Annotated in this window: 15 protein-coding genes; 13 read left to right on the top strand and 2 right to left on the bottom strand. The window is 65.7% G+C overall.

The features are described from left to right. Positions 1-40 precede the first annotated feature (40 nt). The 10 genes from P0D62_RS17440 to P0D62_RS17395 all read left to right on the top strand — a co-directional run bounded on the left by P0D62_RS17440 (position 41) and on the right by P0D62_RS17395 (position 7,686). Positions 41-274, top strand: a complete 234-nt coding sequence (locus P0D62_RS17440) for an AtpZ/AtpI family protein (protein ID WP_275703815.1) — start codon at positions 41-43, stop codon at positions 272-274. After that, on the top strand, positions 271-1,065 hold the full coding sequence (gene atpB / locus P0D62_RS17435) for a F0F1 ATP synthase subunit A (RefSeq protein ID WP_406708274.1): 795 nt from the start codon (positions 271-273) through the stop codon (positions 1,063-1,065). The genes P0D62_RS17440 and atpB overlap by 4 nt, the downstream gene beginning before the upstream one ends. A gap of 64 nt (positions 1,066-1,129) precedes the next feature. Beyond that, positions 1,130-1,348 (top strand): ATP synthase F0 subunit C, encoded by a 219-nt coding sequence (gene atpE / locus P0D62_RS17430; RefSeq protein WP_406708277.1) that lies wholly within the window; start codon positions 1,130-1,132, stop codon positions 1,346-1,348. 8 nt (positions 1,349-1,356) lie between these two features. Further along, complete coding sequence (locus P0D62_RS17425; protein ID WP_275703813.1) at positions 1,357-1,911, top strand: F0F1 ATP synthase subunit B; 555 nt, start codon at positions 1,357-1,359, stop codon at positions 1,909-1,911. Then, on the top strand, positions 1,908-2,714 hold the full coding sequence (locus P0D62_RS17420; RefSeq protein ID WP_275703812.1) for a F0F1 ATP synthase subunit delta: 807 nt from the start codon (positions 1,908-1,910) through the stop codon (positions 2,712-2,714). The genes P0D62_RS17425 and P0D62_RS17420 overlap by 4 nt, the downstream gene beginning before the upstream one ends. Positions 2,715-2,720: 6 nt before the next feature. After that, complete coding sequence (atpA, locus tag P0D62_RS17415; RefSeq protein WP_275703811.1) at positions 2,721-4,358, top strand: F0F1 ATP synthase subunit alpha; 1,638 nt, start codon at positions 2,721-2,723, stop codon at positions 4,356-4,358. 6 nt (positions 4,359-4,364) lie between these two features. Continuing rightward, complete coding sequence (locus P0D62_RS17410; RefSeq protein WP_275703810.1) at positions 4,365-5,291, top strand: F0F1 ATP synthase subunit gamma; 927 nt, start codon at positions 4,365-4,367, stop codon at positions 5,289-5,291. Positions 5,292-5,302: 11 nt separating this feature from the next. Next, the gene (atpD, locus tag P0D62_RS17405) at positions 5,303-6,754 is read left to right on the top strand and encodes a F0F1 ATP synthase subunit beta (RefSeq protein WP_275703809.1); all 1,452 of its coding nucleotides are present in this window, start codon (positions 5,303-5,305) and stop codon (positions 6,752-6,754) included. Between the two features lie 2 nt (positions 6,755-6,756). After that, positions 6,757-7,167, top strand: coding sequence for a F0F1 ATP synthase subunit epsilon (locus P0D62_RS17400; protein ID WP_275703808.1), 411 nt, complete (start codon positions 6,757-6,759; stop codon positions 7,165-7,167). Between the two features lie 72 nt (positions 7,168-7,239). Continuing rightward, positions 7,240-7,686, top strand: a complete 447-nt coding sequence (locus P0D62_RS17395; RefSeq protein WP_275703807.1) for a DUF2550 domain-containing protein — start codon at positions 7,240-7,242, stop codon at positions 7,684-7,686. Positions 7,687-7,699: 13 nt separating this feature from the next. Here the strand turns inward: P0D62_RS17395 and P0D62_RS17390 are convergent, their stop codons facing one another. Beyond that, positions 7,700-8,308: a cob(I)yrinic acid a,c-diamide adenosyltransferase gene (locus tag P0D62_RS17390; protein ID WP_275703806.1), complete on the bottom strand. Its 609-nt coding sequence runs from the start codon at positions 8,306-8,308 to the stop codon at positions 7,700-7,702. Positions 8,309-8,352: 44 nt separating this feature from the next. On the opposite strand from P0D62_RS17390, the gene P0D62_RS17385 reads away from it, so the two are divergent. The 3 genes from P0D62_RS17385 to P0D62_RS17375 all read left to right on the top strand — a co-directional run bounded on the left by P0D62_RS17385 (position 8,353) and on the right by P0D62_RS17375 (position 10,856). Then, the gene (locus P0D62_RS17385; protein ID WP_275703805.1) at positions 8,353-9,048 is read left to right on the top strand and encodes a peptidylprolyl isomerase; all 696 of its coding nucleotides are present in this window, start codon (positions 8,353-8,355) and stop codon (positions 9,046-9,048) included. Between the two features lie 71 nt (positions 9,049-9,119). Further along, a complete protein-coding gene (locus P0D62_RS17380; protein WP_275703804.1) occupies positions 9,120-9,515 on the top strand; it encodes a PadR family transcriptional regulator in 396 nt (131 codons plus the stop codon). A gap of 9 nt (positions 9,516-9,524) precedes the next feature. Further along, the gene (locus P0D62_RS17375) at positions 9,525-10,856 is read left to right on the top strand and encodes a permease prefix domain 1-containing protein (RefSeq protein WP_275703803.1); all 1,332 of its coding nucleotides are present in this window, start codon (positions 9,525-9,527) and stop codon (positions 10,854-10,856) included. A gap of 840 nt (positions 10,857-11,696) precedes the next feature. Here P0D62_RS17375 and P0D62_RS17370 read toward each other — a convergent pair. Then, positions 11,697-14,753 carry a tetratricopeptide repeat protein gene (locus P0D62_RS17370; protein WP_275703802.1) on the bottom strand — a complete coding sequence of 1,019 codons (3,057 nt, stop codon included), beginning with the start codon at positions 14,751-14,753 and terminating at the stop codon, positions 11,697-11,699. Positions 14,754-15,147 lie beyond the last annotated feature (394 nt).

Here is a 15,147-nt window from a genome sequence, read left to right as displayed (position 1 = left end):
GGTGAGGCAGACGCGTTTTCCTGCTAGGCTCACACCCGACATGGGCACCACACCTGAGCGGCACGATGAGGCGACGCGTAGCGGCATTGCACCTCGTTCTGAAGACGGTATGGGCGTCCTGGCCTATATCCTCGCTGGGCTGCTGTTCTATGGCGGCCTCGGTTGGGTTGGCGACCATTTCCTGAAGACCTCGTGGCTGTTGCCGGTAGGCCTCATCGTGGGCCTGATCAGCGGCATCTACCTGATCATCAAACGATACGGGAGTAACACGTGACGATCGCCCTCCTTCCGCTCGAGAGCGGCGGCTATCAGCCACCCGGCGTGACGGACTTCCACTGGAACTCGGTTCTGCCCGGCGTGCTGCCGGACTGGATGAACAAGCCTTTCTTCCAGGCCGTGATCGGCGCGCTGCTGGTCATCGTGCTCTGGTGGCTGGCCTCGCGGAAGCTGCAGATCAAGCCGTCCAAGGGACAGTTCCTCGCCGAATACGTCTACGACTTCGTGCGCAACGGCATCGCGCGCGACATCCTGCACGAGGATTACCGCAAGTTCCTGCCCTACCTGCTGGGCCTGTTCTCCTTCCTGCTGATCAACAACTGGTTCGGCGAGTTCTTCTTCTTCATGTACCCGACCTTCTCCAACGTCGGCTACGCCTACGGCCTGGCCGCTCTCAGCTGGCTGGTCTACGTAGGGGCTGGCTTCAAGAAGTTCGGCATGAAGTTCCTGAAGAACTCCCTGATCCCCGACGGCGTGCCCGGCTACCTGCTGCCGATCGTGATCCCGCTGGAGTTCCTGGCCACCTTCATCACCCGGCCCATCACGCTGGCGCTGCGTTTGTTCGCCAACCTGTTCGCCGGCCACCTCGTGGTGATGGTGTTCGTCGTGGGCGGCGGCTACCTGCTGACCTACACCGACAGCCTGTTCTACAACGTGGCGGGCGGCGTCTCGATCCTGTTCAGCCTCATCATCCTGCTGCTCGAGCTGTTCATCGGCGCCCTGCAGGCCTACATCTTCACCGTTCTCACCGCCCAATACGTGTCGACCTCGATCTCCGAGGCGCACTAACCCCCAAAATCCGACTTCGTGCTCATAGGGAAAGCACGAAGCCATCCGAAAGGAAACACACATGCTGACCCTCCTCGAAATCAACGGTTCGCTCAACATGATCGGCTACGCGATCGCCACGATCGCGCCGGCTCTGGGCGTGGCCTGGATCTTCGCTTCGGTCATCAACGGCACCGCCCGCCAGCCTGAGGCTCGTGGCGCCATGATGAGCACCGCCTTCATCGGCTTCGCCGTGGTTGAGGCACTCGCCATCATCGCCATCGCCCTCGCCTTCGTCCTCTGAGGCCCGTCATGACCCCCACCATCGGGGTGCTGCTCGAGGGCGAAAGCGGACCCCTCGGGCCCCTGGCTCCCCACCACCTCTCGGAGGTCCTCGTCGGCATCGCGCTGATGCTGGTGATCTTCCTGATCATGTGGAAGGTCGTGGTGCCCGCCTTCGAAAAGATGTACGAGGAGCGCTCGAGCAAGATCGAGGGCGGAATGCAGCGCGCGGCCGTGGCGGAAGCCAAGGCCGAGGCGATGCTGGCCGAGTACAACGATCAGATGGCTGCCGCAAGGGAAGAGGCCGCCCGGGTCCGGGAAGACGCCAAGAATCAGGGCGCCCAGATCCTGGCCGAGGCGCGGGAGACCGCGTCGAAGGAAGCCGACCGCATCCTGCTCGCCGGCCGTCAGCAGCTGGTCGCCGAGCGCGCCCAGCTGATGCTCGACCTGCAGGGCGAGATCGGTGGCCTGGCCACCACCCTCGCGGGCAAGATCGTCGGCGAGTCGCTGGAGAACGACGAGCGGGCGCTGCGCACCGTTGATCGCTTCCTCGAAGAGCTCGAGTCGGCAGGTTCGAACCGATGAGGGCGAGCGACGCGGCACTGAATGCCCTGGACGTCTTGGCCGGTTCCGTGGCAGCCGACGCGGCTGCTGCCAGCGACCTCTTCCAGGTGGCTGACCTGCTCACTGAGCAGCCGATGCTGCGTCGTTCGCTGTCTGACCCGTCGGCCACCCCGGAGCAGCGCCAAGCGCTGGCCGCGCGGCTGTTCGGCGGAAAGATCGCTCCCTCGGCCATGCAAGTGGTGGATGGCGCGGTCGGGCACCCCTGGGGCAGTCCCCTGCGGCTCGTGCGTGGCATCGAACGGCAAGGCGTCCGCCTGGCCCTGCGCACCGCGCAGGAGCAGGGACAGCTGGAGGCGGTCACGGCCGAACTGGACACGGTCGCCGACGCGGTGTTGCTGACCCCCGAGGTCAACGACATCCTTCGCGACCGAGCGGTTCCGGTGGGGGAGAAGCAGAAGCTGATTGCCTCGCTGGCCAAGAACGCGCTCCCGGCCACCCGTCAACTGCTGTCGCGTTCCGTCGACGGCGGCGCCCGCGGCTTCCAGCTGGCGGTCACGGCGTACCTCGACATGGCCGCTCAGCTCACCCGGCGCACGATCGCCAAGGTCCGCGTGGCCCGTCCGTTGGACGAGTCCCGGGTGGCCCGGCTCCAGAGTGCGCTCGAGAAGCAGGTCGGTCGCGGCGTGCTGCTGCAGATCGACGTCGACCCGGCTGTGCTCGGTGGCATGAGCGTTCAGATCGACGACGAAGTAATCGAATCCACCGTTGCCGCACGGCTCGACGACGCCCGCCGGCAGCTCACCACCTCCAATCTTCGAAAGTAGGACGTAATGGCTGAACTCACCATCAGTCCGGACGAGATCCGCTCAGCGCTGGACGAGTTCGTCCGGTCGTACCAGCCCGACGGCGCCAGCAAGACCGAGGTCGGCCGCGTGGTCACCTCGGGCGACGGCATCGCCCGCGTCGAGGGCCTGCCCTCGGTCATGGCGAACGAGCTGCTGCGCTTCGAGAACGGCACCATGGGCATCGCCCAGAACCTCGACGAGCGTGAGATCGGCGTCGTCGTCCTCGGCGACTCCGAGGGCATCGACGAGGGCTCGCTGGTGCACGGCACCGGCGACGTGCTCTCCGTTCCGGTCGGCGACGGCTACCTCGGTCGCGTCGTGGACGCGATGGGCAACCCCATCGACGGTCTCGGCGAGATCTCCAACATCGACGGCCGTCGTGCGTTGGAGATCCAGGCAGCCGGCGTGATGGATCGCCAGGAGGTGCGCGAGCCGCTGCAGACCGGCCTCAAGGCCATTGACGCCATGACCCCGATCGGCCGCGGCCAGCGTCAGCTGATCATCGGCGACCGCAAGACGGGCAAGACCGCCATTGCGATTGACACGATCATCAACCAGAAGGCCAACTGGGAGTCCGGCGACCCCAAGCAGCAGGTGCGCTGCATCTACGTCGCCGTCGGCCAGAAGGGCTCGACGGTCGCCGAGGTCAAGGGCACGCTCGAGCAGGCCGGCGCGATGGAGTACACCACCATCGTGCACGCCCCGGCGTCCGATCCGGCCGGCTACAAGTACATCGCTCCCTACTCGGGCTCGGCCATCGGCCAGCACTGGATGTACCAGGGCAAGCACGTGCTGATCGTCTTCGACGACCTCACCAAGCAGGCCGAGGCCTACCGCGCCATGTCGCTGCTGCTGCGTCGTCCTCCGGGTCGCGAGGCCTACCCCGGCGATGTGTTCTACCTCCACTCCCGCCTGCTGGAGCGCTGCGCGAAGCTGTCCGACGAGCTGGGCGGCGGCTCGATGACCGGCCTGCCGATCATCGAGACCAAGGCGAACGACGTCTCGGCCTACATCCCCACCAACGTGATCTCGATCACCGACGGCCAGATCTTCCTGCAGTCCGACCTGTTCAACGCGAACCAGCGCCCCGCCATCGACGTGGGCATCTCGGTCTCCCGTGTGGGCGGCGCCGCGCAGATCAAGGCGATGAAGGGCGTCTCGGGCTCGCTGAAGATCAACCTCGCGCAGTACCGCGACATGCAGGCCTTCGCCATGTTCGCCTCCGATCTCGACGCGGCCTCCCGTCGCCAGCTCGACCGTGGCGCGCGCCTCACCGAGCTGCTGCGCCAGGGCCAGTACGCGCCGTACGCCGTCGAGGACCAGGTGATCAGCGTGTGGGCCGGTAACGAGGGCCACTTCGACGACGTTCCCGTCGCGGACATCCTGCGTTTCGAGCAGGAGTACCTGGATCACCTGCGCCACAACGCGTCGGTTCTGCAGAACATCGCCAGCACCAAGGTGTTCGGCGACGACGACCAGGCTGCCGCGCTGAAGGCGCTCGCCGATTTCAAGCGGGTGTTCCGCACCTCGGAGGGCAAGATGCTCGTCGGGCGAGAAGAGCACCGTGCGTTGAACGACAGCGAGATTGGCCAGGAGCAGATCGTTCGCCAGAAGCGGGCGTGATCGTCGATGGCTAGCAGTCTCCGGGAGCTTCGGCAGCGTCGCAAGTCCGTTGCGGCGACGCAGAAGATCACCCGAGCGATGGAGTTGATCGCTGCGTCTCGCATCGTCAAGGCCCAGCAGGCGGCGCGTGCGGCGATGCCGTACACCACCGAGCTCGACCACGCGATGTCGGCGCTGGCGGCGTACCACGAGATCGACCACCCTCTGCTGACGGACGTCCCCAACCCCAAGCGCTCCGCGTTGCTGGTGATCACCGGCGACCGGGGCCTGGCCGGGGCCTACTCCTCGAATGCGATCAAGGCGGCGGAGCAGTTGCGCCGCACGCTGATCGACGAGGGGCAGGAAGTCGACATCTACGTCTCCGGTCAGAAGGCCGTGGCGTACTACGAGTTCCGCAACATCCCGGTCGTGCGGGCGTGGACAGGCTTCTCCGACGCTCCCACCTACGCTCACGCTCGTGAGATGGGCTCGGTGCTGATGGAGGCCTTCCTGAAGCCCACCGAGGAAGGCGGCGTGGATCAGCTCCACACCGTCGGCACGCGGTTCGTCTCGATGATCACCCAGACGCCGCTGCCGCGGCGGCTGCTGCCGATCGAGATCGTGGACGCCGACGACGTGCCGGTGGAGGGCCAGGAGCCGTCCGACGTCGAGTCGACTCCGTTCTACGCCTTCGAGCCGGATCCGAAGACGGTGCTCGACGCGCTGTTCCCGCTGTTCGTCGCCAACCGGATCTTCTTCGCGTTGCAGATGTCGGCGGCCTCCGAGCTGGCCAACCGGCAGCGGGCCATGAAGGCCGCCACCGACAACGCGCAGGAGCTGATCCAGATGCTCACGCGCCAGGAGAACCAGGCACGCCAGGCCGGTATCACCCAAGAAATCACAGAAATCGTCGGCGGCGCCTCGGCGCTGGCCGAGTCAGCCGGAAACGAGTGAGGAAGAATCACATGACTGCTACTGCTGAAGCATCGCAGGCAGCCGCCACCGGAGGCGTCGGCCGGGTCGCACGCGTCATCGGCCCCGTCGTCGACGTGGAGTTCGCGGCTGACCAGATCCCCGAGATCGGCAATGCGCTGCACGTCGAGACCGAGGTGATGGGCGAGACCCGCACCATGACCATGGAGACCGCGCTGCACGTGGGCGACAACATCGTGCGCGCCATCGCACTGAAGCCCACCGACGGCATGCGCCGCGGGGCCGAGGTGCGCGACACCGGCGCCCCCATCTCGGTGCCCGTCGGCGACGTCACCAAGGGCCACGTGTGGAACGCCACCGGCGACGTGCTGAACGTCGATCCGTCCACCATCGAGATCACCGAGCGCTGGCCGATCCACCGTTCGGCCCCGGCGTTCGATCAGCTGGAGTCCCGCACCCAGATGCTGGAGACCGGCATCAAGGTGCTCGACCTGCTGACCCCGTACGTGCAGGGCGGCAAGATCGGCCTGTTCGGCGGCGCCGGCGTGGGCAAGACGGTGCTCATCCAGGAGATGATCTACCGCATCGCGCACAACTTCGGCGGCACCTCGGTGTTCGCGGGCGTGGGTGAGCGCACCCGTGAGGGCAACGACCTCATCAACGAGATGGAGGAGGCCGGCGTTCTCAAGGACACTGCCCTCGTCTTCGGCCAGATGGACGAGCCCCCGGGCACCCGTCTTCGCGTCGCGCTGTCGGCCCTGACCATGGCGGAGTACTTCCGCGATGTGCAGAACCAGGACGTGCTGTTGTTCATCGACAACATCTTCCGGTTCACCCAGGCCGGCTCCGAGGTCTCGACGCTGCTCGGCCGCATGCCGTCGGCCGTGGGCTACCAGCCCACTCTCGCCGACGAGATGGGCCAGCTGCAGGAGCGGATCACGTCGACCCGCGGCCACTCGATCACCTCGATGCAGGCGATCTACGTGCCCGCCGACGACTACACCGACCCGGCGCCGGCCACCACCTTCGCGCACCTGGATGCCACCACGGAGCTCTCCCGTGAGATCGCCTCGCGTGGCCTCTACCCGGCCGTGGATCCGCTGAGCTCAACCTCGCGCATCCTCGATCCGCAGTACGTGGGCCAGAACCACTACGACACGGCGGTCGAGGTCAAGCAGATCCTGCAGCGCAACAAGGAGCTCCAGGACATCATCGCCATCCTCGGCGTCGACGAGCTGTCCGAAGAGGACAAGATCATCGTGAACCGGGCGCGTCGCATCCAGCAGTTCCTGTCGCAGAACACCTACATGGCGACCAAGTTCACCGGCATCGAGGGCTCGACCGTTCCGCTGGCCGATACCATCGAGTCGTTCCGCATGATCGTGCGCGGCGAGGTGGACCACATCGCCGAGCAGGCCTTCTTCAACGTGGGCAGCATGGACGACGTGATGGCCAACTGGTCGAAGATGAGCAAGGATCTCTGATCGTGGCTCGTGAACCACTTCAGGTGCAGGTCGTCGCGGCTGACCGCCGGGTGTGGTCGGGCGAGGCGGTCAACGTCATCGCCCGCACCACGGAAGGCGACATCGGCATCCTGCCCGGCCACGAGCCTCTGATGGCGGTGCTGACGCCGTCGGTGGCCGAGATCGTCGGGGCCGATGGCCGGACTCGGATCATGGCCGTCGACGGAGGCTTCATCTCCGTGGCGCAAGGCGGGGTCTCGATCATCAGCCAGGAGGTGCGACGGGCCGAGGAGATCTCGCTCGATAGCGCCGAGCGCCAGATCGCGGAGCTCGAGGTGATCCGCAACCAGGGCGCGTTGACCGACGGCCAGGAGCATCGCCTGCACATTCTCAAGGCCCAGGTACGGGCTGCGGAGCGCGCACGCGACAGCTGAGACAACGAGATTGACAGGGCGGCCCCCTCGCGGGGGCTGCCCTGACTGCATCCAGGGGAAGGGGTGAGGTGCATGCCGTGGGAGCTGACCGCAGTACTCGTGGTGCTCGCCTGTGCCTTCCTCCCTCTCGTACTGTTGTACGCCCGCCGTCGCTGGCTCACCGGCAAGGGCGGGCTTTTTGATTGCGCCATGCTGATGCGCGAGGATCTTCCCGGTGGCGGCTGGGCGCTCGGCATGGCTCGCTACTCGAACGAAGATCTGGAGTGGTACCGGTCGTTCTCGCTGTCGATGCGGCCGAAGAAGCGCTTTCGGCGAGGTGTCACCATCTACGAGAAGCGCAGGGCCCCTGAAGGGCTCGAGGTGTTCACCCTGTACGAGAACTCCAACGTGGTGATGGTGCGCGATAGCCTCACGGGGGAGCGAAGCTCGATCGCGATGGCCCAGGACTCGGCGCTGGGTTTGATGTCATGGCTGGAGTCCGCGCCCCCAGGGACGCGGTACCCGTCGTCCCCGGCTTAAGCGATCCCGCAGATCAGCCGCGCTTCTTCTTCGGGATCTCGCGGTCGGTACCGGGCACCCAGAGGATCTCGGCTTCGCTGCCGTTGGTGGCTCGCGCCATGATGAACAGCAGGTCGGACAGCCGGTTCAGATAGGTGATGGCCAGCAGATTGATGCCGCCGTCTTCCTTCGTCCCGAAGCTCTCGTAGCAGGCCCAGGCGGCGCGCTCGGCCCGGCGGGCCACGGTGCGAGCGACGTGCAGTTGCGCCCCGGCGGGCGTGCCTCCGGGAAGGATGAAAGACCGCAGCGTGGGCAGGTCCTCCTGCAGCTCGTCGCAGAATCCCTCCAAGCGGTCGATCGAGGGCTGTTCGATGCGCAGCGGTGGCCACGGCGGGTTGGGATCCAGGGGAGTGGAGAGGTCGGCGCCGACGTCGAAGAGCTCGTTGCGCACCAGAGCCAGCATCTCGAGGATCCGCTCGGGGATGCTGCCGAGGGCGACGGCTACTCCGAGCACTGAGTTGCATTCGTCGACATGACCGTAGGCCTCGACCCTGAGGTCGGTCTTGCGAGCGACGGAGTTGTCCGAGAGTCGGGTCTCGCCGGCGTCGCCGGTTCGGGTGTAGATCTTGGAGAGCGTGACCATGGCGCCAATCTACTCGCATGGTGCTCCCCGGTATTGTGTGGGCCGTGCGTGTGAAGAAGACCGTCGTTGTCACCTCTGTTCTGGCGTTGGCCCTGGTCGGCTGCGCGGATGCGAACCAATCCGCCCGACCGTATGGCGATCAGCCGGTAGGCACCCAGGCAGCGAGGGAGCAGTCGGTTGTAACAGCAGGTGAGTGCGCCTACCCGGCGGAGAGTGAGCCTGCTCGGCCCGTCGACCCGCCGTCGACCACCAATGTCGCCAACAAGGGTGAGGTGACGGCCACGCTGCACATGACGGCGGGCGATGTGACGCTCACGCTGGACAGGGCGCAGGCGCCGTGCACCGTCAACTCGTTCGTCTCCCTGATCGAGCAGGGCTTCTACGACGACACCGTGTGCCACCGTCTGGTGGACACCAGGATCTTTATCCTCCAGTGCGGCGATCCCACAGCCACCGGTACCGGCGGCCCGGGATACACCATCCCTGACGAGGTCACCCCGGAGCTGACCTATCCGCGAGGCACGCTGGCGATGGCGAAGCGGCAGCAGCCGAACACCGGTGGCTCGCAGTTCTTCCTGGTGTGGGACGATACCGACCTGCCGCCCGAGTACACCGTCTTCGGCGCCATCGACGACGCCGGCCTGGACGTGATCGGCGGGATCGCGGCCCAGGGCGTCGATGCGGCCGACGGCATGTCGCCGATCGCCGAGGCGAAGATCACCTCGGTGAGCCTCGGGTAGGTTTCTCCTCCCTTATACCTTGTAGTGCTAGGGTAGATTCAATGCCTAGTAGTACAAGGTAAGGAGGGTCCATGCGCATCGGCAAGGATCTCGTGGCTGCGTCGGCCACCCCGATCGTCTTGGGCGTGCTGGCTCGCGGCGAGGACTACGGATATTCGATCCTTCGGCGGATCAAGGACGCCTCGGGAGGATCGCTCGATTGGAGCGAGGGGATGGTCTATCCCTTGCTGCACCGTCTGGAGCGTCAGGGTCTGATCGAGGCTCGCTGGGGTACGTCGGAGAGCGGCCGACGCCGGAAGTACTACGCCATCACCGACGCGGGGCTCGTCGAGTTGCGGGGCCAGACCGAGGCGCTGGACGTCGTCGCCACGACCTTGAGGGGGCTGCTTCCCCAGCCCGGCGCGATCTCATTCCAACGAACCCCTCTTTCCCGCCCCATGGCGGCCGCGAAGCAGCCCGGAAGCTGAGGAGGCACCATGTTGGAGATCGACGAACTGTCGGTGCACCTGCGTCAATGGCGCGAGGCCGTGTCCGCCCGTCGCGGCATCACCGCGGACGACGTCGACGAACTGGAAGACCACCTGCTGGCCGAGTACCAGGATCTGAGAGGACGGGGTCTGTCCGCGGACGAGGCCTTTCTCGTCGCGAACCATCGGCTGGGTTCCCTCTCCGATGTCGCGTCCGAGTACCTGAACGCCCACCCCGAGCGGGCCTGGCAGCAGTTGCCTGCGGCTGCTCCGGCGACGTCCTGGCATCTGCCGGTGGCGCTGGGCCTCGGGCTGGTGGCCGGAGTCCTCGTGCGGTTGCCGCTGGAGGTCTCCCAAGTCTTCGCTGAGTCCTTCTATCTCCGTGGCGCGTCGCTGACGGTGCTGGCCTTCCTGGGTGTCTACCTGGTCGTCACCGCGTCGTCGAAGGACCGGCTCGGCCTCGGCATCCTCGCCGGGATGTTCGGAGTCGGTGCTGTGGCTGCTGCGGTCTATCCCGGCGACTGGACCACCCAGACCCTGTCCTTGACGGCCATTCACCTTCCGGTGCTGCTGCTCATCCTCACCGGCATCTGTTATCTCGGCCGGCGCTGGCGGAGCCTGGAGGCGTGGATGGACTGGGTGCGCTACCTGGGCGAGGCGTTCATTTATTACGTGCTGATCGCTCTGGGCGGTGGGGTCGTCGTTGGACTGCTGGTGGGTATCTTCACGGCGGTCGGGATCGATCTGGAGAGTGTCGCGAGTTGGATCATCCCGGTGCCGGCGGTCGGTGCCGTCCTGGTGTGCGCCTGGCTGGTGGAACGGAAGAAGTCGGCCATGGAGAACATGGCACCGGTGCTGACTGCGGTCTTCACCCCCGTGCTGACCGTGGCGCTGCTGAGCTTCCTCGTCGTTGTGGCCTTCACCGGAAGCCCGGTGAACCTCGACCGGTCGGTCCTGATCGTCTTCGACGTGCTGCTGATCGTGGTGGCCGCCATCGTCTTGTTCACCGTGTCGGCGCGTCCGCCGGAGTCGGGGCCGAGGGCGCTGGACTGGATGCAGCTCGTGTTGATCATCTCCGGGATCGCCGTCGACCTGTTGTTGCTGTGGGCGCTGTCCGGCCGGCTGTGGGAGTTCGGGGTGTCGCCGAACAAGCTGGCGGCTCTCGTGGTGAACCTGCTGCTGCTCGTGCACCTCATCGGCTCGGCGGTACATTACATCGGGGTGCTGCGCTCGAAGCCGTCGCTCCGGTTGGAGCGCTGGCAGTGCCTGGCCCTGCCGGCTTTCGCCACCTGGGCCGCGATCGTCGCCTTCGCCTTCCCTCCGCTCTTCGCCTTCCAGTAAGACGACACGCTCATTGAGGTGTGAAGGGTCCGGCGCGAGAACCTGATGACGCTCTTCGAGGTGAGGAAGGGATCGGGGAGAGGACCTGATGACGCTCTTCGAGGTGCGAGGCCGTCCGCGGCCGAGCCTCGAGGAGAGCGTGACGGTGCCTAGGGACTTGTGGTCGGGTTTCGGTGGTCCAGTCCGTCGTGTTCCGGATGGGGTCGCGGTTGCTGAGGTGCGAGCGAAGCGAGCCTCGAAGTGCCCGCCGCCGGCCGTGTTCCGGCGCTTCGCGCGGGCTCACGGCTTTTACGCCCACCACACCCACTCGCGAACCCCATCCTCCACACGACTAAGCGTTCGGCTGCCCGTGGCTCTCCTCGAGGCTACGGCTTCGGGGCTCGTTCCTCGCCCAGCGCCTCCGCACCTCGAAGAGCGTCGGGGGCGGACCTCATCCTCCACACGACTATGCGTTTGGCTGCCCGTGGCTCTCCTTGAGGCTACGGCTTTGGGGCTCGTTCCTCGCCCAGCGCCTCCGCACCTCGAAGAGCATCAGGGGTGAACCCCGTCCTCCACACCCCACCACACTCCTCGAGGTGCAACCCCCTACGCTCTTCGAGGTGCGAGGCCGCCTGCGGCCGAGCCTCGAGGAGAGCCAGCGCGAGAATCCGCAGGAACCCATCCTCCACAGGACTTGGTTGTCCGGCAGGCAACGGGGGCCGAACTTATCGCTGGCTCTGTTGGCCGCACTGTGCCATACGTACAGTGCGAGGACTATAGCCAGCCATAAATCGGTGAGGTGGGCCGCTCGCCCACGTTGCCGCTCCCACATCCGACAGACTGCCGCTGGTCCGACCGTCGTCAGTTGGTGGCTCCATCGTCTGGCTCGTCGTGCTGGCTGACCTTCTTCTCCCAGTGCTCAATCTGATGAAGAGTGTTCAGCGTAGATGGATGGTCTGGTCCGAGGATGCGGATCTGTTCGGGGAGGAGTTCGGTGAACAGACGCAGGGCTTCGGCGGTGTTGCCGCTCCGACCGATCCAGTGGGCGATGTTGTTGCGGGTGCCCAGGGTTCTGGAGTGGCCTTTGCCGTAGACGCGGATCTGGTGGGGGAGGAGTTCGGTGTACAGGCGTAGGGCTTCGGCGGTGTTGCCGTTCTGGCCGGTCCATGCGGCGATGTTGTCGTGGGTCGTCAGGGTGTCGGGATGGTCTTTGCCGTAGACGCGCATCTGGTCGAGGAGGAGCTCGGTGTACAGGCGTAGGGCTTCGCCGGGGTTGCCGCTCTGGCCGGTCAATGCGGCGATGTTGCTGCGGGTGCGCAGGGTGTCGGGATGGTCTTTGCCGTAGACGCGCATCTGGTCGAGGAGGAGCTCGGTGTTCAGGCGTAGTGCTTCGGTGGTGTTGCCGCTTCGACCGGTCAATGCGGCGATGTTGCTGCGGGTGCGCAGGGTGTCTGGGTGGTCTTTGCCGAGAACGCGGATGCGGTCGGGGAGAAGTTCAGTGTGCAGGCGTAGTGCTTCGGTGGTGTTGCCGCTTCGACCGGTCAATGCGGCGATGTTGCTGCGGGTGCCCAGGGTGTCTGGGTGGTCTTTGCCGAGGGCACGGGCCTGGTCGGGGAGGAGTTCGGTGAACAGGCGTAGTGCTTCGGTGGTGTTGCCGCTTCGACCGGTCAATGCGGCGATGTGGCTGCGAGTGGTCAGGGTATCTGGGTGGTCTTTGCCGAGGGCACGGGCCTGGTCTGGGAGGAGTTCGGTGAACAGGCGTAGTGCTTCGGTGGTGTTGCCGCTGGTTCCGGTCGAGTGGGCGATGTCGTTGCGGGTGCTCAGGGTGTAGCGGTGGGCTTTGCCGAGTACGCGGATCATGTCGGGGAGGAGCTCGTAGAGTAGGTGTCGAGCTTGGGCGATATTGCCGACTTCTTCGGTCAGGTACGCGATATTGCTGCGGGTGAGCAGAATATCGCGGTGGTCTTTGCCGTGAACGCGGATCATATCGGGGAGGAGTTCGCTGAGCAGGCGCAGCGCTTCTGTGGCGTTACCACTCTCACCGATGCAGTAAGCGATGTAGCTGCGGGTGATCAGGGTGTCGCGGTGGCCGGGGCCGATGACCGCAATCTGGTCTTGCAGCAGTGTTGTGGCGACGCGGATTGCTTCGGGGTAGGCGTGGCGGTTCGCTAGGGACCGGGCGATCTGGTCGCGGGTCATGATGCTGGATAGCGAGGCGGGCATAGGGGCGGTGCCGAGAGCGACGAGGGTGTCGATGCTGTGTTGGGTGAGGTCGTCGCGGCCGAAGGTTTGGGTGCGCATCAGCCAGACGGCGCGTTCGGCCTCGGTCTGGAAAGTGATGGCGTTGGTGTCGGTGATCGTGGCCCACATATCGGCGGCACAGAGGGCTTGGGGGTTGGACTCGGTCCAGCGGTAGTCGGCCAATGCTGCGTCGACCCAGGCCGTGAGAAGCTCCTTCGTATTCTCGTGCAGGGATCGGATCTCCGATGGGCCGAGCGCGGTGCTGCCGTGTGTGGCGTGGTTGCGGGCGGCGCGCCAGGTGTGGCGGTCGGGGAAGGTGAGGCGTCCGTCGGTGCACACCAGCCAGCCCCTGCGGATGATCGACGCCAGTCCTTCCCGAATGTCATCCGCGTTGTGGCCACGGATGGTCGTTCCGGCGTCGAGGATGATCTCTTCCAGGACCGTCGCGGAGGCGGCATCGCCGGTGAGGGCCAGCGCCACGCGGAGCACGTCTTGCTCCACAGGGGATAGGCGGTGCCATTTGTGTTGGAACCATTCGTCGATGGAGGCCGGGACGGTGGCCAGTAGCTCGTCGGTGGGCTCGAGGGCGTCGGAGAGGTGGAGCAGGTGGGTGACTTGTGGGCCGGCCAGCCAGGCTTGAAGAAGCAGCGGCGAGTACGGCTCGGGCAGGTCGGCGCAGAGCCGGACCGCCTGACCTTCGGTGGCTGGGGCGTGGTCTTGGATCAGGGAGATGGCGTTGTGGAGTGTGAACTCAGGCAGTGCGATTGTCCGCACCTTCCCGTGCTTGGTCTGTTGATGCAGCCAGCGGTACAGCGGCGCATCTGGCACGCGTTTCTCCGGCGGGGCGGTGCACAGCAGGTGCAGTGGGTGGGCGTCGTCGTTGAGCCGTGCCAGGTGGTCGAGGAGCGCGAGCCCGCGCGTGTCGAGGAGGTGGGCGTCTTCGATGGCGAGGATTCCGGGGAGTCCTCGCCTTGTGACGGAGGCGATGTATTTGGCGTCGTCGTTGATCTCGTCACTGAGGTATTTGGCGACCGCCTCGTCGGTGTCAACGTCGTTGAGGAAGTTACGCCTGTCGTCGATGGCCTGCCTGCGCCAGCGGTAGGCGCGGATGGCCCAAGAGAGCCAGACCCCGGCCAGGGGAACATCGCCGAGCAGCTTCTCGACCGTCTTGACGAAGGCTTTATTGACCTCCTCGGTGGCGGCCTCGGAGGCGAGGTCCATGAACACCTTGCGGTTGGCGGCGATCTTGTCGGGCAGATCGGCGCCGGAGAGCCAGGAGTATTGCAGGGTCTTGCGGTGCCGGATGAGTTGGTGCCGGATCGTGTCGATGGAGCGGGCGAGGTCGCCGTCGAAGACGGGTAGTGACCACCAGCCGAAGCCGGGAAGGGTCTTCTCCGGCCACACGAACCCTCCGGTTGGTGGACCGGGGAGCTTCCGGGTGGTGAGGTCGCCCAGGTTAAGTGGCGGCCAGTAGCCGTCGTCGGCCTGGATACGGAGCTTCTCGTAGATCTCTTGGATGATGCGGGTTTTGCCCGAGCCGTCGTCGCCGGTGATCACGGTGATCGGCCACGCCGGCTCTTTGCCCTGGCTCTGCCGGTTGATCACGCCGACGATGCGGTTGGCGATGGCCACCCGGTCTTCCACCAGGGTGTTGCGTGGCCCGCCGTGCTCCGTCATCCCGCCCCCTTGCGCTCCGCTCCATCGTAGAGCGCGAGGAGTGACGGATGTGGGTGAATCCAACGTCCGCAGAACGGCTTAAGAGTTCACTAGTCCACCGAAGTCGGTGGACTAGTGAACTCTTAGTGGGTTGCTGGCTATCCGCAGAGTCCAGCCTTGGCTACGTCGGTCGTTAGGCTGCCGGTATCACGGTCGTTGAGGTGCGACGAAGTCGCCTCGAAGCGACCCCGCTGGCAGTCGACGGACAGTCCCAGCTGAAGGTTGCGTTGGCTCTTTTCGAGGCTACGGCTTCGGGGCTCGTTCCGGGTGCTCATACGAAAGTTAGGTGACCACCGCTTCTGTGGGGCTGGGGAAGGTGACGGTGACGCCGGCGTTTCGGAGTAGGTTGATGGCG

It is taken from the genome of Tessaracoccus caeni, from assembly GCF_029211185.1.
Taxonomy (GTDB): Bacteria; Actinomycetota; Actinomycetes; order Propionibacteriales; family Propionibacteriaceae; genus Arachnia; species Arachnia caeni.
Note: the sequence above shows the minus strand (reverse complement) of the source record. Positions and strands in the feature narration are given on the sequence as shown.